The sequence below is a fragment of the Allokutzneria sp. A3M-2-11 16 genome (assembly GCF_024213555.1).
GTDB lineage: Bacteria > Actinomycetota > Actinomycetes > Mycobacteriales > Pseudonocardiaceae > Allokutzneria.
Map to the genome: position 1 here is coordinate 258,022 of NZ_JANAVO010000005.1, position 16,001 is coordinate 274,022.

The following is a 16,001-nucleotide window of genomic DNA, read 5'->3' on the forward strand; positions in this document are numbered from 1 at the left end:
CCCGGCCCTCGCGGGAAGCGTATGGCACGCGCACCCCAGGTAAAGCCTCGATTCCGTTGCGCCCCTTACGTTTCGCCGGTTGTGGCGATTGGTGTCGCCCGGTTGGGGGACCCTCCCCGAATGCCGAATTCGGTGACACGCTGGAACCGTTGACGGGCAGGGATTTACCCGCTGGTACTTGGATGTCGATCTTGCGTCTTGAGATAATGGAGGTATCCACACAGAGGGGGTGAATCATGTTGGATACCAAAGCAATCACAGACATGCTGACCGCCGAGATCCAGGTCAACGACAGCTACCGACTCTCCGAAAAGGACCACGTCGCGCTGTTGAAGGAGCTGGAGCGGATCAGCAACCTGCTCACCGCCGTCAAGACCGATGTCGCCACCCACGCCGAAGAACGTGGCCTGCACACCTCGCGCGGGTGTAAGGATCTCGCGATCCTGCTGCGCAGCGAACTCAATATCACCCCTGCCGAAGCCAACCGCCGCAGCCGCTTGGTGCGCGAGCTACCGAAACTGCCCAACACCCGGCAAGCCGTCTACACCGGAGCGATCAGCGGCGAACACGCGCTGGTGATCCCGATGCCATCAAGCGCATCCCCGAGCAGTACGCGGGTAAGGCCGACGCGGCTCTGGCGAAGGCGGCACGCAAGGTGAACCCGCGTGATCTGATGGTGGTCGGCAAACGCGTGCGACAGCACGTCGACCCCGACGGCGTCTACCGCGACGAACAAGAAGCCATCGCGCGGCGATCAGCGCGGATGGGTCGGGATCAGGACGGGTGCCTGCATCTCAAGGCGATGATTGATCCGATCAACGGCGAGAAGGTGTGGAACTTCCTCTCGGCGTTGGCCAAACCGAAGTCCGTCAACGGCGAGAAAGACCCCCGGACCTTCGAGCAGCGGTTGGCCGATGCCTTCATCGAAGCCATGACCATGGCGATGTCGATCCAGGACATCCCCGGACTACCCCGCTCGCTGCTGATCGTCACGATGGACTTCGACAACCTGCAGCACAAGACCGGCTGCGGGGAAACCCACACCGGCCAGCCGATGAGCGCGGACCTGCTGCGGCAGACCGCCTGCGACACCACAGTCATCCCGATCGTGCTCGGCGGGGAGGGCGAACCCCTCGCCTACGGACGCGAACGACGCCTCGCCTCACTTGCCCAGAAACGGGCACTCGCGGTGCGGGACAAGGGATGCGCCTTCCCCGGATGCGATCGGCCACCCTCGTGGACAGAAGCTCATCATGTGGTGCATTGGATCGACGGCGGGCCGACCGACCTCGACAACCTCGTCCTGCTCTGCGTGCATCACCATCACGTGATCCACGACCAAGACTGGGAGATCATCTTCGAACACGGGATACCCAGCTTCATCCCACCGAAGTGGATCGACCCTGACCAGGCACCGCTGCGGAACATCCGAGTCGATCACCCACTGAAGCTATAACGCCGGGACGTCCGAAATGGACGGACGCCCCGGGATCAGCGCAACGCTGGAACGTGACGGCTCCAGCGTGGTACAGGCGTGGGCTGGAAGGCAAGGCGCACCAGGTCAAGCGACCCCACGCCGGGTCAGGACTCCCAACCCCACAGGTCGACGGTGGCGCCGGTGTCGCTGTTGAGCTTGCAGTCTCCCTTGGCGACGTTGACCACGGCGTTGCCACAGTCCCGCCACCCCTGAGGCGTCGCGGGATAGGTGGCGAAAACCTTCCAGTGCCCCTCGGGGGCGGCGGACGCGGCGGCCACACCACCGGTCATCGCGGCCACCGAACCCGCGACCAGAAAGGCGGCGGCAAGCTTTCGTGCGCGCATGGCAACTCCTTCAGCCCAGTCCTCTGCTGACCCCCAGCAGGTTTCCGAACGCTAATCGCGTTTCGCCTGACGCACAACGGTTTCACATATGCCTGACGCGACGCGCCAAACGTCGTGCCGGACACAGCGGCCGCGTTGACATGAAATCTCCGGAGTGCACAGGAAGGAAGCCCCCGTGAGCGCGACTGGGGAACCGCGCCCACGGGGACAGATTCAGTGCTTGGTCAGGAATGTGCCAAGCGTGGCCCACCCGGTACCGAAGTGGGTGTACGGGGCGAGGCTGGTCCGCCCGTCGGCGCTGGTGTTGCGCCACGCGAGCAGGGCGTCTCCGGCGCGGCCGAGGATGTCGGTCTTGCCGTCCCCGTCCCAATCACCCAACAGGTGCCCGGAGACGTTCGACCACCCGTCGGAGACGTGATAGCTCCCGCCGCGGGTGAGGTTCCCTGGTGTGCTGGTGTTGGGGGTGACCCAGAAATGGTGACCCGTGGCCCGGTCGAACCCGCCGATATCGGGTTTGCCGTCCCCGGTGAAATCCGCCACTACCAGGACACCGATGGCGTTCCACCCCGACCCCAGACGCGACAACGGCGCGAACGACGGACGACCACCACTACCGGTGTTGCGCCAGGCGACCAGGTCATCCCCGCCCCGACCCAGCAGATCGGCCTTCCCGTCACCGTCGTAATCAGCCACCAGGTAGGTGTCGATGGTGTGCCAGCCGTTGCTGACATGGATACTCGGCCCCCGACCCGGGACCCCCGGACGGGAGTTGTTCGGCACCACCCAGAACTGGTCACGACTGCCGGTGTTCCAGCCCCCGACATCGACGAACCCGTCCCCGGTGAAGTCCGCGAACACCAACCGCTCCAACGCATTCCACCCCGCGCTCAGGTGCACAAACCGCCCAAACGACGGCTTCCCCGGGATGCTGGTGTTCAGCCACACCAACAGGTCATCCCCCGACCGGCCCAGGATGTCGAGCTTCCCGTCACCATCCCAATCAGCCAGATGATGCTCAAACACCCCCTGCCACCCATCACTGACATGCACACTCAGCCCCCGCGACAAACTCCCCGGAGCACTGGTGTTCGGCACAAACCACAAACTCTCCCGACTACCGGTGTTGAGCCCCAACACATCCGGCTTCCCATCACCATCGATGTCAGCGACATGCCGAGCGACCTTCACCGTCGCAGACGGCGGAGGCGGCGGAGGCGGCGGTGCTTCGTCGTCGATGATGTGGTTGTAGCGGTACGGCTGGTACGTGGGATAGGTGCGCGACCACGTGTACTCGGCGTAGATGGCGTGCGGCGGGGTCTGCTCATAGACCCAGTAGCGGGACATCGCCCCGTCCAGCCAGCCGCCGAAGATCCGCACGTGCCCGTATTCCGCGGGCCAACGCGGGTTCTGCCACAGCAGCATGTCGCCCGCGCGAAGATCGTCTTTTGAGATTCGGTGGGCGATGTCGTCGAGGCTGTTCGTCGTATAGCTCTGATCGGCCGCCCAGGCGAACGAGACGAATCCCGAACAATCTCTTCTATATCCATCTTGATAAGGCGGGTGATTGCTGTATGGAACCCGCATGTCCACCCACCTCTTGGCGGTGGCCATGACCGCGGTCCTGGTGACGGGGCGCGCAGGAGCGCGCATCCCCGGCACGGGCGTGTTCTGGTGCGCCTCGTGTTGTGTACCGGGGGCGGGATGCTGCGAACCAGGTGGGACGACGGGTGTCTCGGAGGCTGATGTTGCCGTGGGGGCCGTGATCACGGCCGCTCCGACAATGATTGCGGCGAGCAGGGCTCGCGTTCGGGTCTGGAGGTTCATGCAGGGGGTCCTTCCGAAACGCAGAGGCGCACAGCCTCGCGGTCGCGCCTCCAGCTTCCCTTCAGGTTCACTGTTCGCGCTGCACGATAGAACCAGACAACCGCTTTCGTTCGTCACATTGTTCGACGAACTCACTTGCAGCTCCGGGAGGTGGCGTGCGCATTCTGGCCCTGGGCCCCGTCGAAATCAGGTCGGGTGGCGAGGAAGTCGGCTTACAAGGCGCCAAGACGAAGTCGTTGCTGTCCGCCCTCCTCGTTCAACTGCGGCAGGTCGTGCCGACGAGCCGGTTGATCGACCTGCTCTGGGACGACGCCCCGCCGCGCTCCGCGGCCGCGCTCGTGCACACCTACGTGTCGCAACTCCGGCGCGCGCTGTCCGAGGCGGGCATGCCGTCCGCGCTCATCACGCGAGCACCCGGCTACCTCCTCGACATCGGTCACGCCGACAGCGACGTCACGAGTTTCCAGCTGCACGTGGACAACGCTCGACAGGCTGAACGCCAGGGTGATCACGACACCGCGATCACCCACTACGAGCGAGCGATCGCGCTCTGGCGCGGCCCCGCTTTCGGCGGCGCGGACGCGAGTTTCGTGCGACAGCGAGCGGCCTGGCTGGAGGCGGAACGCCTCGGCGGCGAGGAGGGGCTGGCCCGCTGCATGCTCCGCCGCGGCCAGACCGAGGAGGCGTTGTCCCGGCTGGGGCGCCTGACCGGCGAGCACCCGCTCCGGGAGGAAGCCCACGGCCTGCTGATGCGGGCGCTCTACGTCGCGGGCAGGCAGGCCGACGCGCTGGCCGTCTACCGCGGCGTGCGGCAACGCCTGGTGGACGAGCAGGGAGTCGAGCCTGGGGCGAAGCTCCGCGAACTCCACGGGGCGATCCTCGAAGGCGCAGTCGAATCGGACGCGCGGCCCGCGTCCGTGCCGTCGCACCTGCCGCCGGACATCCCCGACTTCACCGGGCACGAGCGACAGCTGGCCGATGTGCTGCGGCTCGGCAGGCGCACCGTCGTCATCTCCGGTTTCGGCGGGGCCGGGAAGTCAGCGCTGGCCGTGCACGCCGCGCACCGGCTGCGCGCCGAGTACCCGGACGGCCAGCTGTTCGCCGACCTGCGCGGGACGTGCCGCGATGCCAGCCCGCACGAGGTCCTCGGGCGTTTCCTCGGTGCGCTGGGCGTCAGCGCGGCGGCCATGCCCAACGCCGTGGACGACCGCGTCGACCTCTACCGCAGGATGGTCAGCGGCCGCAGGCTGCTGATCGTGCTCGACAACGCCCGCGACGAGCGCCAGGTGCGCGCCCTGCTGCCCGGCGAGCCGAACTGCATGGTGATCATCACCAGCCGCTCCCGGCTGACCGGGCTCGACGGGATCGACCTGGTGGAGCTGGACGTCTTCCCGCTGGAGACGGCGATCCTGATGCTCGGGCGCGTCATTGGCGCACGCCGGGTCGCCGAGGACCACCGCGCCGCCGCCACCGTCGCCGAGCTCTGCGGGGGCGTCCCGCTGGCCATCCGCACCGCCGCCGCCAAGCTCCTCGCCCGCCCCCACTGGCCCCTGCGCGCGTTCGCGTCCCGGCTGACCGACGAACGCCGCAGGCTGGACGAACTCGCGGCGGGAGATCTCGTGGTGCGGTCCAGCCTGTGGCTCAACTACGCGGAGCTGGACGGCACGCACCGCCGCGCGTTCCACCTCCTGGCGCTGCTGAACCTGCCCGACTTCGGCTGGTGGGTGGCCGCCGAGCTGCTGGAGATCCCGTTGGAGGACGCCGAGGACGCGGTCGAGCGGCTGGTCGAACTCCGCCTGCTGGACGTGCTGGGCATCGACGCGCTGGGCCGGGTCCGCTACCGCTTCCACGACCTCGTGCGGTTGTTCGGCGCCGAGCGCGCCCGCGCCGAGGAGTCGGCCGAGACGATCACCGAGGCGGTGGGGCGGACGTTGGCGGCGTGGACGGCGCTGGTGCAGGCCGGAGCGCGCCGGATGCCCCGCATCACGTTGGGCCTGTGTCCGCCGATCCCGGTGCGCGTCGACCTGGACCCGCGCCTGCTCGCCGAGGTCGAGGAGCGGCCCCTCGACTGGTTCCGGTCCGAGACCGCGGCAGTGGTGCGTGCGGTGGAATGCGCGCACGACCTCGGGATCGACGGCACCACAACGATGTTGTTCACCTCGCTGCTGTCCTCGCCGTTCGCCGTGCGCAACGAGTTCGACGGGTGGCAGCGCACGCACGACGCCGCGCTGGCCACGGCACGCGACTGCGGCGACCACGGCGCGGAGGCCGTCGTGCTCGCCGGGCTGGGGCAGCTGCACTACGAGCGGGACGACTTCTCCGCCGCGATGAGCCATTTCCGGCGGGCGGGCGAGCTGGCGTCGGCAGCCGGCGACGGCCGGACGCTCGCCGTCGCGCTGGCCGGGACCGGGACCGTCTGGCAGGACCTCGCCGAGTTCGACGATGCCCGCCAGGACCTCCTCCGGGCCGCCGAGCTGGCCGACCGGCACGGCATGCCCTGGGTGGTGGCCGCGACCGATTACCAGCTCGCCGCGATCAGCCGGGACCGCGGCGACGTCGCGGAGGCGATCACGCACCTGCGGCGCTGCGTCCGGTTGTACCGGGCGCTCAACGATCACCGCGGTACGGGGATGGCGCTGCGCGGGCTCAGCCTCTGCCACCGCGCGCTCGGGGACGCCGACGCCGCTGTCGAGCTGAGCGAACAGGCCAGGACCGTACTCCTGGCCGCCGGTGACGAACTCGGCGCGAGCTATGCGACGCAGGCCCTGGCCAAGGCGCGGATCAGGCAGGGCCAGGCGTCCGGGGTCGCGGCCCTGCTGGACTCCTGCCGCGAGGTGTGCGTGCGGCAGGGCGACCGGTTCGGCTCCGCGCTGGTCGCCAGGACCAGCGGCGAACTCGCCCTCGCCACCGGTGACGGGGAGCTGGCGAGCGCGCTGCTGCGCGGCTCCCTCGCCCGGTGGACGGAGCTCGGGCTGCCGCTGTGGCGGGCGCGCACCCTGCGGGACCTCGCCGCCGCCATCGCCGCGGACCACCCCGACGAGGCCACCGCGCACTGGGACGAGGCGCTGGCGCTGTTCCAGGCTTCGCGTGCCCGCGAAGCCGCCGAGCTGGCCGACCAGACTCCGATGAGCTGGCTGGCCGCCGCACGTGATCTAACCTGAGGGCGTGCGCATGCGGCCGACCTTGAGCTGGACTCCCACCGGGGAGCCCCCCGCCGCCGTGGCCAGTCTCGACGACGTGGCCGAGGTCGTCGCGGCGGGCGGGGTCCTGGTGCTCAGCGGCGCCGGGCTGTCCACCGAGTCCGGCATCCCCGACTACCGCGGCGACACCGGCAGCCTGAACCGGCACACCCCCATGACCTATCAGGAGTTCGTCGACAGCGTGGACGGGCGCCAGCGCTACTGGGCCCGGAGCCACCTCGGCTGGCGCACCATCGCCCGTGCCCGGCCCAACAGCGGGCACCTCGCCGTCGCCGAACTCCAGGCCCGCGGCCACCTCGGCGCCGTGCTCACGCAGAACGTGGACGGCCTGCACCAGGCCGCGGGCGCGACCGGCGTGGTCGAGCTGCACGGCAGCCTGGACCGGGTGATCTGCTTGGGCTGCAAGCGAATCAGCCCTCGCGAGGACCTTGATCGGCGACTCCGCGCCGCCAATCCGGGGTTCACCGCCGAGACGACGAGGATCAACCCCGACGGCGACGTGGACCTGCCCGCGGCGGCCGTGCGCGGGTTCGCGCTGGTGGACTGCGCCTCCTGCGGCGGCGTGCTCAAGCCCGACGTGGTGTTCTTCGGCGAGAACGTGCCCGCTGCCCGGGTCCGGCAGTGCTACGACCTCGTGGACGCGGCCGAGGCCGTGCTCGTGCTCGGTTCCTCGCTCACCGTCATGTCCGGGCTGCGCTTCGTCCGCCACGCCGCCAAGGCGGGCAAGCCCGTGCTGATCATCAACCAGGGCCGGACGCGGGGCGACCGCCACGCCAGGGGCCGAGTCGACATGCCGCTCGGCATCGCGCTGACCGACCTGGCACGCCGCCTCACGTGAGCGTGTTGCCGCCGTTGACGGTGATGCGCTGCCCTGTGACGAACCCGGACGCCGGGGAGGTCAGGAACGCGACCGCCTCCGCGACCTCGGCCGGTTCGCCCAGCCGCCCCAGCGGGACGCCGCGCGCGTAGTCGTCCAGCTCCTCCCGCGGCAGGTCGTCGTGGCGGTCGGTCGGGATGAAGCCGGGCGCGACCAGGTTGACGGTGATGCCGTCCGGCCCGAGCTCCCGCGCCCACGACCGCATGAGACCGACCTGAGCCGCCTTCGCCGCGACGTAGGCGCTGCTCTCCGGCACACCGAGATCGACGACCTCCGAGCCGATGAACACGATCCGCCCGGCGCGCCGCTCCCGCATCCCCGGCAGCACGGCCTGGACGAGCGCGAGCGGTCCGAGGACGAAGAACTCCAGCTGTGCCAACACATCCGCGCGGTCGAGGGCTTCGATCCCGATGGACGGCTGCGGGCCGGTGGCGTTGAGCACGAGCACGTCGATCCCGCCGAGCGCCTGCTCAACGGTCCGGCACATCCGCGCGATGTCCTCGGCGTCGGTGGCGTCCGCGCGCACAGCCTCCGCGATGCCGCCGGTGGCGCGGATGTCGTCGCGCACGGCCGCCGCCGCGGCGGCGTTGCTGTGGTAGTTCACCGCGACCGGACGGCCCTGAGCCGCCAGCCGCCGGGCGATCGCCGCGCCGAGGCCGCGAGAGGCTCCCGTCACCAGTGCCGTGGTCATCGTCCGCTCCGCAGGGTCGCGATCGACCGCCGCACCGCGCCGATCATGTGGTCGATCTGGTTGTCGGTGAGGTGGGCGTAGATCGGCAGCTGGACCTGGCGGTTGAAGTACGTCTCCTCGGCGACCGGGCATTCGCCGTAGTCGTGGCCGAGCGCACGGAACTCGGGCAGCAGGTGCAGCGGGAAGTAGCGCAGCACGATCTCGATTCCCTCGACCTCGGCGCACCGACCACGTCCGGATCGTAGAACAGCGTGTAGAGGTGGTGGACGTGCGGCTGTTCAAAGCCGCCATGGTCGACATCGCCGCGCCCTGAGCACTCAGTGCCAGTAGTCGCGTTCCGGCAGGCGCAGCCACACATCCGGCTCGCCTACGATCGCGCGGGCATCGGTCAACCGCAGCCCGGCGAACGCACAGCTGTAGGCGACCGCATTGTGCCGGTAGAGGTACGAACTGAGGATTTCCTCTGGTGTGTCACGGTCATCGGGGCTTCCACCGGGGCTGAGGTCGCGGCCGACGAACTCACCGTCGCGGTAGATGCTGCCCTGATTGCCGCTCTTCGGGTTGCAGTACAAGCCGTAGCACACGGTGTCGACGGACAACCGTTCGAGGACTCCTGGCATCGACGGGGCGAAGCCCCACGGCTGGGCGAAAACGCACCCGCCGGGCACATCGGTGGCCCACACGGTCAACGACGCCACCGTGCCCAGCGGATCGAGCTCGATCTCCTTCTCCGCAGCCGAAACGTCCTCGACGGCCTCCGCGCCCAGCCTCCACGCGGACTCCTCGACGTCGAAGTCCGCGACGCATGCCAGGCCCAGTCCCTCGACCCACAGGTCGCCCAGCGCCGACTTCAGGCGCCGGGCTTCGACTGCCACCGCACTCTCCTCTGTGGACAGTGCGGAACCGTTGGGCGCGAACAGATCCGGCGTAGGGCCTGCCAGGCTGAGGCGTCCGGGCGACCATCCGGCCATCATCGGCCGCCACGGGTCCGCGCCCGCGGCCACCAAGGCCCGCGCGTTGTCCGGGCGGTCGGCGTGAACGGCCTGCCACAAGGCGGTCCGCCCGGCGCGCTCCGCGTCGATGTCGTCGACCCGCCCGGCCAGCTCCGCGACCACATCAGCCGAACCGCGCTCCGCGGCGGCGAACAGCGGCGGAGGGGAATACTGGCCCGCGCTACCGGGATCAGCTCCCGCGGCCAGCCGTTCGCGGACCCACGCGAGGTTCCGCCAGCTGTCCCAACCCAGGCCGTCCCAACCGCCTCTGTCCCCGTTCACGACGCGCAGCCTGTCAGGTCCGCTGCGCTCCGACCAGCCGCGCGTATCGAGTTCCCGCAACCAGCAGGACCAGTCCGGCGCCGAGGAACGCGGCAACCCTTGCCATCCCGTCAAGCGCGGACAGGTCGAACATGACCAGCTTGACCACCGCCGCGCCGACCAGGACCAGACCGCTCACCCGCAGCACCGCCACGTTGATCCCGCGAACCAGCAGCACCAGCGCGATCACCGTCCACGACACCGTGACCGCCACGTGGCCCACCAGGAAACCGGACCGGCCGGGCATGATCAGCAACGTCGCGCACAGCACGGCACCGGCCGCCCCGTAGAGCGCGGTGACCCCGGCGAGCACCCACGGCGCCAGCACCTCCGAGGGAGCGCGCAGCTCGCCGAGCCGCAACGCCACCCACGGCAGGAGAAGCGCGACGGCGACGATCAGCACGGCCACCGCACACGCACCGGCGAGCTGGCCGGACGTGCGGGCACCGACCAGGACGAGCAGCGACGGCGGGAGATCCCTCGCCACCGCGATCACCCCGCCGAGGACGGTGAAGCCCACCGCCCCGACCAGTGCGAACCGGTTGCGGCTCCACAACGCCACGAGCAACAGCAGAACCGCCTCGCCGAGCAGGACCGCCGCGCGAGCCGTCCCGTCGAACTGGGTCACCGTCGCCTGCATGGCCGCGACCAGACCGGCCAGCCCGGCGAGGTCTCCCGCCCGGCCGGGCAGCAGGCGGCCCGCGGCCCACACCCCGAGCAGCACCACGGCCGCCCCACCCGAGACGAGCACGGCATCGGGTTTCGGCAGCACCAGCGCGGCGATCAACGCTGGAGCCGCGGACGCGACGAGCAGCGTGAGCGCCGCCGGATCGGCCTGCCTGCGCCGCAGCACGACCAGCGCGAGGACGATCCCGGTCGCACCGGCGGCGACCGCCGCGATGGTATTCGCGGACGTGCCGGACATCGGCGCGTTCAGGGTGCTGAGCACCGAGGCGATCAGCGGCGGAACCCCCGCGGCGACGGCCACCGCGGACCAGTCGCGGCGCAGCTGCACCGGAGCCGTGGCCACCTGGAGCACCAGCAGGAACGTCACCAGATCCGGGGTGAAACCCTTGGTGATCAACGGCGCGCACACCGCGCACCCGGCCACCACCGCGACGGCCAGCAGGGACGACTCCCACCGCGAGGCCAACAGCAGCCCACCGACCGCGACGAGCAGGCCGACCGCTAGGCCGCCGAGCGGGGGCAGGTACTCGTAGAGCGTCGTCGCCGCGATCACGTCGAGGTAGAGCGTCGCGATACCCGTTGCGGCCAAAGCGAAAGCGCCGGTTCGGCCGACCGGGTCGCGGTGCAGCCAGAGCCCCGCGCCGACCAGCCCGGCGCCGAACGCCGCGCCGACCAGCACCCTCGGCAGCGGGCCGAGCCACCCGCGCTGGATCGCCAGCACGAGCAACAGCACGATCCCGAGCAGGGTGACCGCGCCACCGACCCAGGCGAGCACCCTGCTCCCGGCGCCCTCCTTGCCCAGCGCGCTCCCCCACGACTCCCGGTGCACCGGCGGCACCCACACGGGCGCCGCGGGCTCTTCCGGTTGGAGGTGCTGGACTTCCGGCTCGGCCTCCGGCTCAGCCCGCAGGTCCTCCCGCAGAGCCCGCAGCTCGCCGCCGACCCGACCCAGTCGGCGGCGAAGGTCATCGATCTCCGCGGCCAGGCGGAGAAGTCGATCTCCATCGTTGTGCATGCGGACCAGACTGGATGACCGGCCGCGCGGGCGACTCCGTACGACTACTCATCCGCGGGTTCTTCGACCCACTCCAGGAGGTCGCCGGGCTGGCACTCCAGCACCCGGCACATCGCCTCCAGGGTGCTGAACCGCACCGCCTTCGCGCGGCCGTTCTTCAGCACCGCCACGTTCGCCGGGGTGAGCCCGACCCGCTCGGCGAACTCGCCGACGCTCATCTTGCGCTTGGCCAGCTCGACGTCGATGCGCACCACGATCGGCATCAGATCACTTCTTCCATATCGGTGCGCAGCGCGGTGGCCTGCTGCAACAGGGCGCGCATGACCACCATCAGCATGCCGATCACGGCGAGCCCGACCACCAGCAGGAACAGCACCATCGGCATGCCGGGGTCGTCCGCCTGGAAGCCGACGTAGAGGAAGATCCCGACGAGCACCACCCAACCGGCGGCGATGGCCCAGACGATCGCGTCCACCCAGACCATCGAGGCCCTGGTGAAGATGCGGTCCTTCTTGACCAGGGTCAGCAGCTTCCAGGTGGAGACGACCACGACCTGCACGCACAGCAGGAAGAACACCGCGATCGCGGTCAGCGGCCACTGGAGGTGCGCGCGTTCCGGCTCCGTCTGCGCCATGTGCGCGAACTTGCCGGGGAACGACAGCACCTGGAACACGACCAGGATTCCGAAGAGCAGCACCAGGAAGACTCGAAGCGGGCCGACCGCCCGTTGCGCCAGGGACATAGCTCGAGTGTCGATCCCGACCTATCGAAAGTCAATCGATAGTTATCGCTCTGCGACATGCCCGTCCGGAAGCAGTCACCCAGGGAGCAGGGGCCGCATGAAGCTCCGTTCGTAGCGCAGCACGCAGCCGCTCTCGTCCCGGATGCGGTCGGCCTCGACGAAGTCGGGGTGGACGCCGAACAGCCCGCGGTACTCCTCGTACGCGGCCAGGCTGGGGAAGCTGAACAGCGCCAGCGCCTTGTCGCTGGCGCCCTCCCCCGGCAGGAAGTACCCGTGGTGGGTACCGCCGTGCCGATCGACGAGCTCCATCCACCGGCGGCCGAACCGCTCGAAGGCGTCGATCTGCTTCGGGTCGATCACGTACTCGACGACACAGGTGATCATGCTCGGCAGCCTATTCTGGGAGCGTGCGCTTCTCCGTGAACATCCCGAACTTCGGCGACTTCGCAGACGCCAGGACGGTCGCGCGGGTGGCCGCGGCGGCCGAACAGGCGGGCTGGGACGGCCTGTTCATCTGGGACCACGTGGTGCACGACAAGCAGCAGCGCCGGGGAAAACCCTTCGGTGACCCGTGGATGCTGCTGACCGCGGCGGCGCTGGCCACCTCGCGGCTGCGGCTGGGCACCCTGGTCACGCCCGTCGCCCGGCGGCGGCCGGAACAGCTTGCGCGCCAGGTGGCGACCCTGGACTCGCTCAGCGGCGGGCGGGTGATCTTCGGCGCGGGCCTCGGCGGGCCGGTCGAGGACGAGTTCGGCAGCTTCGGCGAACCGACCGATCCGGTCGTGCTGGCCGAACGCCTCGACGAGGGACTGGACCTGCTGAACCGCTACTGGTCGGGCGAAACCGTGGACCACGAAGGAAAGCACTACCGGGTCCGCGACGTCACCCTGCTGCCCGCCACCGTGCAGCGCCCGCGCCCGCCGGTCTGGGTCGGCGGTTTCTGGCCACACCGCAGGCCGATGCGCCGCGCCGCGCGCTGGGACGGCGTGGTCCCGTTGTTCACCAACGCGCGGCACGGGCAGGTTCCCGCTGTCGACGACGTCCGCGACCTGGTCTCCTACGTCCACGAGCACCGCGAGGACGGGCCGTTCGAGGTGGTCCTCGGCGGCGCCACTCCGGGCGATCCCGGCGCGGCGCACGACCTGATCGCGCCGCTCGCCGAGGCCGGGGCGACGTGGTGGGACGAGCGGCAGCTCCAGACCGGTGACGACCTCGACCGGCTCGCGCCGGTGCTGCGTCGCGTCGAGCAGGGTCCGCCCGCTCAGCGGTCGCCGGAGTAGTTGCTCGGCCCGGCCGCTCGGGTGGCTTCCTGCGCGGCGGCGTCGAGCCAGGTCTTGGCGCTGGCGTCGCGGGTCAGGTTGATGTACATGGCCACCGACTTGATCAGGTAGCGGTGGGTGTGGCGCTTCCAGCCGCTCCGCGTCGCGCGCGTGGTGTCCTTGTTCTGGTCGCAGATCTCGGAGCCGGGACCGCCGCCAGGGCACAGGATTCCCCACGAACCGCCGTCCACGCTCTTGTAGGCGGTGTCCGCGGCCGACTCGTCCGGCATCGGCACGACCCACACCATCACCAGGATCTGGTTCGAGTTGTCCACGTACGTCGCCGCGACGGCGTTGCCGCACCGCGAACGGAGCAGGATGTTCCTGGTCTCCTGGTCCATGTGCTTGGTGACGCACTCGCGGACGTCGCTGCTCTTCCTGGTGTAGCGCACGTTCTTCGCGTCGCTGAACGAAGTCGGCAGCAGCGCCGCGACGCTCACCGGGGTCTTGTCGGTGGACTCGCGGTCGAGGTCGGCCGAGGTGAACCTGCGGGTGGTGGTGGTGGTGGTCGTCGGGCTCGGCCTGGTCGTCGTGCTGTTCCTAGTGGAGGGCTTGGCGCTGGTACTCGACGGAGTCGACCGCGTCGAGCTGGGCGACGAGAAAGCCTGGTCCAGCAACGGTTTCAGCTCGCCGCTGACCGCGAGCAACACGACGATCACCGCGGCGAACGCCGCCAGCGCCCACCCACCGCGGTTGCGCACCACCGGCGGAGGGGTCCGCGGTTTCTCCTCGATCTTCTTGGTGGGCTTGAGTTTCTCCTTCTTCTCGTACTCCTTCGTCGGTTCGTGCGACGCCTCCAGCAGTGCGCGCGCCTCGGGCAGCGTCGGGCGTTTGCCGGGGTCCCGCTCCAGCAGCCTGGTGATCAGCGTCGCGAGGCTGCCCGTGCTCGACAGCGGGGGTGGCTCGCCGAGCAGGACCGCGGTGAGCGTCGCGGTGGGGGTGTCGCGACGGAACGGGGACAGCCCCTCCACCGCCTGGAACAGCGTCACGCCAAGGGAGTACAGGTCGCCCTCGGCTTGGCCGTCCGTGCCGTTGAGCCGCTCGGGAGCCATGTACTCCACCGAGCCGATCAGCATTCCGGTCGCGGTGAGCGCGGTGTCGGTGTGGTGCACGGCGATGCCGAAGTCGGCGAGGAGCGCGTCGCCGCCCGCCGTCAGCATCACGTTGGCGGGCTTCACGTCGCGGTGCACGACTCCGGCCGCGTGCGCCGCTTCCAGGGCGTTGAGCAGGTCCGCGGCGATCCTGGACACCTGGTCGGCGGGCAGCGGTCCGGCTTTGAGGCGCTCCTCCAAGGACTTCCCGGCGACCAGGCCCATGATGATCCAGGGGACGTCGTCCTCGATGACGACGTCGTGCACCGCGACGATGTTCGGGTGGTCGCGCAGCCGCGCGGCGTTGCGGGCCTCGCGCGTGGCGCGGCTCAACCGCTCGGCCTGCTCGTTCTCCGACAGCGCCGGGGGCAGCCACAGTTCCTTGACCGCGACGTCGATGCCCAGCACCTCGTCGCGGGCCTCCCAGACGCGGCCGAACCCTCCGGCACCGACGCGCCTGATCAGCCGGTAGCGGCCATCGACCACCCGGCCCGGCTGTGCCTCATCCGCCATGACCACCGCCTTTCGCTGCCACGGACGGGAAAACGCGCGGGTGGGAGCACAGGGCTCCCACCCGCGCGGTGGTTCCGGCTAGCGCGGGTGCGGCGGCCGGCAGTTCTGCCGCCCCAGCTCGTGCGAGCCGTTGATGTAGACGCCGTCGGCGAGGCTGTCCGCCATGATCGGGCGCTCCTGGTAGCACCAGTGCTGTGCGAAGTACCCGCCCGGCGCCTCGAGGGTGTTGAAGTGGCAGACCCCGTCGGTCTGGATGCAGTACCGGATGAACGGGATGCCGCCGAAGTCCCGCCGACCGGGGCCGGGCGAGACGTAGCCGCCGAACGGGATGCCGACGCCTGCCGGGACCACGGCGCCGATGCCGAGCCCGGGAGGCCCGACCGGGGCCATCGGGTCCGCGTAGATCTTGGCTTCGAAACGGGACTTGTCGACCCCGAGCCTCCCGTCGGCGATGTCGTTGAGAACGTGGTTCGCCACGATCGCGCCCTGCGAGTACCCGACGATGACGAACCTCCCACCCCGGTCGGCGTTGTAGCTGTCGATCACAACGCGCTTCGCGGCCTCGTGACCCTGCCGGACGCTGGCGTCCATCGGGGTCTGGTTGCAGTTGGGCAGTCCGGTGCCACCGGCCGGGTAATGCACCGTGCGCCGGACGCCGCCGCGCAGCCACGCGTCGTTGTAGACGGTGGCATCACCGTCGCAGGTTCCACCGATGAGGATGAAGTAGCGCGTCGCCTCCGCCTGCTTGGCGTTGGCGCTCACTGGCGTCGCCCCGAGAATCGTCGTGACCAGCGCTGTCAGCGCGAGGCCGACACCCCCGAAGCGGTTGGTCTTGTTCACCTTGATGAGGTCCTTTCGCTGTGTTCCCACCGGGTCCTCTGCTCCCCGGCGGGCCGCAGCACACCACC

General features: G+C 69.9%; 16 protein-coding genes. 5 read left to right on the forward strand and 11 right to left on the reverse strand.

The window, feature by feature from the left end:
* The first annotated feature begins 236 nt into the window (after positions 1–236).
* On the forward strand, positions 237–659 hold the full coding sequence (locus NLX83_RS27600) for a DUF222 domain-containing protein (RefSeq protein ID WP_254238097.1): 423 nt from the start codon (positions 237–239) through the stop codon (positions 657–659).
* Entirely contained in the window at positions 656–1,456 is an 801-nt protein-coding gene (locus tag NLX83_RS27605; RefSeq protein ID WP_254238098.1) for an HNH endonuclease signature motif containing protein, read from the forward strand. The genes NLX83_RS27600 and NLX83_RS27605 overlap by 4 nt, the downstream gene beginning before the upstream one ends.
* 125 nt (positions 1,457–1,581) lie before the next feature.
* Here the strand turns inward: NLX83_RS27605 and NLX83_RS27610 are convergent, their stop codons facing one another.
* Positions 1,582–1,821 carry a hypothetical protein gene (locus NLX83_RS27610; protein WP_254238099.1) on the reverse strand — a complete coding sequence of 80 codons (240 nt, stop codon included), beginning with the start codon at positions 1,819–1,821 and terminating at the stop codon, positions 1,582–1,584.
* A 213-nt stretch (positions 1,822–2,034) separates the two neighbouring features.
* Positions 2,035–3,645, reverse strand: a complete 1,611-nt coding sequence (locus tag NLX83_RS27615) for a C40 family peptidase (RefSeq protein WP_254238100.1) — start codon at positions 3,643–3,645, stop codon at positions 2,035–2,037.
* Positions 3,646–3,800: 155 nt separating this feature from the next.
* Here NLX83_RS27615 and NLX83_RS27620 point away from each other — a divergent pair, with 155 nt between their 5' ends.
* A complete protein-coding gene (locus tag NLX83_RS27620; protein WP_254238101.1) occupies positions 3,801–6,806 on the forward strand; it encodes an AfsR/SARP family transcriptional regulator in 3,006 nt (1,001 codons plus the stop codon).
* Between the two features lie 4 nt (positions 6,807–6,810).
* Positions 6,811–7,683: an NAD-dependent protein deacetylase gene (locus tag NLX83_RS27625; RefSeq protein WP_254238102.1), complete on the forward strand. Its 873-nt coding sequence runs from the start codon at positions 6,811–6,813 to the stop codon at positions 7,681–7,683.
* Here the strand turns inward: NLX83_RS27625 and NLX83_RS27630 are convergent.
* From NLX83_RS27630 to NLX83_RS27660, 7 genes are all read right to left on the reverse strand, one after another.
* Positions 7,676–8,413: an SDR family NAD(P)-dependent oxidoreductase gene (locus NLX83_RS27630; protein ID WP_254238103.1), complete on the reverse strand. Its 738-nt coding sequence runs from the start codon at positions 8,411–8,413 to the stop codon at positions 7,676–7,678. The two genes, NLX83_RS27625 and NLX83_RS27630, sit on opposite strands and share 8 nt — an antisense overlap.
* On the reverse strand, positions 8,410–8,619 hold the full coding sequence (locus tag NLX83_RS27635; RefSeq protein WP_308209391.1) for a DegT/DnrJ/EryC1/StrS family aminotransferase: 210 nt from the start codon (positions 8,617–8,619) through the stop codon (positions 8,410–8,412). Before NLX83_RS27635 ends, NLX83_RS27630 begins: the two co-directional genes overlap by 4 nt.
* Before the next feature lie 111 nt (positions 8,620–8,730).
* Complete coding sequence (locus NLX83_RS27640) at positions 8,731–9,687, reverse strand: ankyrin repeat domain-containing protein (RefSeq protein WP_254238105.1); 957 nt, start codon at positions 9,685–9,687, stop codon at positions 8,731–8,733.
* A 13-nt stretch (positions 9,688–9,700) separates the two neighbouring features.
* The gene (locus NLX83_RS27645; protein WP_254238106.1) at positions 9,701–11,428 is read right to left on the reverse strand and encodes a DUF2339 domain-containing protein; all 1,728 of its coding nucleotides are present in this window, start codon (positions 11,426–11,428) and stop codon (positions 9,701–9,703) included.
* 44 nt (positions 11,429–11,472) lie between these two features.
* Positions 11,473–11,691, reverse strand: coding sequence for a helix-turn-helix domain-containing protein (locus tag NLX83_RS27650; RefSeq protein ID WP_254238107.1), 219 nt, complete (start codon positions 11,689–11,691; stop codon positions 11,473–11,475).
* Positions 11,691–12,170: a DUF2975 domain-containing protein gene (locus NLX83_RS27655; RefSeq protein ID WP_254238108.1), complete on the reverse strand. Its 480-nt coding sequence runs from the start codon at positions 12,168–12,170 to the stop codon at positions 11,691–11,693. The genes NLX83_RS27650 and NLX83_RS27655 overlap by 1 nt, the downstream gene beginning before the upstream one ends.
* A 75-nt stretch (positions 12,171–12,245) precedes the next feature.
* On the reverse strand, positions 12,246–12,554 hold the full coding sequence (locus NLX83_RS27660) for an NIPSNAP family protein (RefSeq protein WP_254238109.1): 309 nt from the start codon (positions 12,552–12,554) through the stop codon (positions 12,246–12,248).
* Positions 12,555–12,577: 23 nt separating this feature from the next.
* Between NLX83_RS27660 and NLX83_RS27665 the strand changes: the two genes are divergently transcribed.
* On the forward strand, positions 12,578–13,450 hold the full coding sequence (locus NLX83_RS27665) for an LLM class flavin-dependent oxidoreductase (RefSeq protein ID WP_254238110.1): 873 nt from the start codon (positions 12,578–12,580) through the stop codon (positions 13,448–13,450).
* Here NLX83_RS27665 and NLX83_RS27670 read toward each other — a convergent pair.
* Complete coding sequence (locus NLX83_RS27670) at positions 13,432–15,093, reverse strand: serine/threonine-protein kinase (protein ID WP_254238111.1); 1,662 nt, start codon at positions 15,091–15,093, stop codon at positions 13,432–13,434. The genes NLX83_RS27665 and NLX83_RS27670 overlap by 19 nt on opposite strands.
* A gap of 78 nt (positions 15,094–15,171) precedes the next feature.
* Positions 15,172–15,963: a PE-PPE domain-containing protein gene (locus NLX83_RS27675; RefSeq protein ID WP_254238112.1), complete on the reverse strand. Its 792-nt coding sequence runs from the start codon at positions 15,961–15,963 to the stop codon at positions 15,172–15,174.
* Positions 15,964–16,001: the final 38 nt, after the last annotated feature.

Coding starts and splice junctions, on each gene's coding strand:
- NLX83_RS27630 (WP_254238103.1), bottom strand. CDS start 8,413: ATGACCACGGCACTGGTGACGGGAGCCTCTCGCGGCCTCGGCGCGGCG.
- NLX83_RS27670 (WP_254238111.1), bottom strand. CDS start 15,093: ATGGCGGATGAGGCACAGCCGGGCCGGGTGGTCGATGGCCGCTACCGG.
- NLX83_RS27645 (WP_254238106.1), bottom strand. CDS start 11,428: ATGCACAACGATGGAGATCGACTTCTCCGCCTGGCCGCGGAGATCGAT.
- NLX83_RS27610 (WP_254238099.1), bottom strand. CDS start 1,821: ATGCGCGCACGAAAGCTTGCCGCCGCCTTTCTGGTCGCGGGTTCGGTG.
- NLX83_RS27615 (WP_254238100.1), bottom strand. CDS start 3,645: ATGAACCTCCAGACCCGAACGCGAGCCCTGCTCGCCGCAATCATTGTC.
- NLX83_RS27660 (WP_254238109.1), bottom strand. CDS start 12,554: ATGATCACCTGTGTCGTCGAGTACGTGATCGACCCGAAGCAGATCGAC.
- NLX83_RS27600 (WP_254238097.1), top strand. CDS start 237: ATGTTGGATACCAAAGCAATCACAGACATGCTGACCGCCGAGATCCAG.
- NLX83_RS27655 (WP_254238108.1), bottom strand. CDS start 12,170: ATGTCCCTGGCGCAACGGGCGGTCGGCCCGCTTCGAGTCTTCCTGGTG.
- NLX83_RS27650 (WP_254238107.1), bottom strand. CDS start 11,691: ATGCCGATCGTGGTGCGCATCGACGTCGAGCTGGCCAAGCGCAAGATG.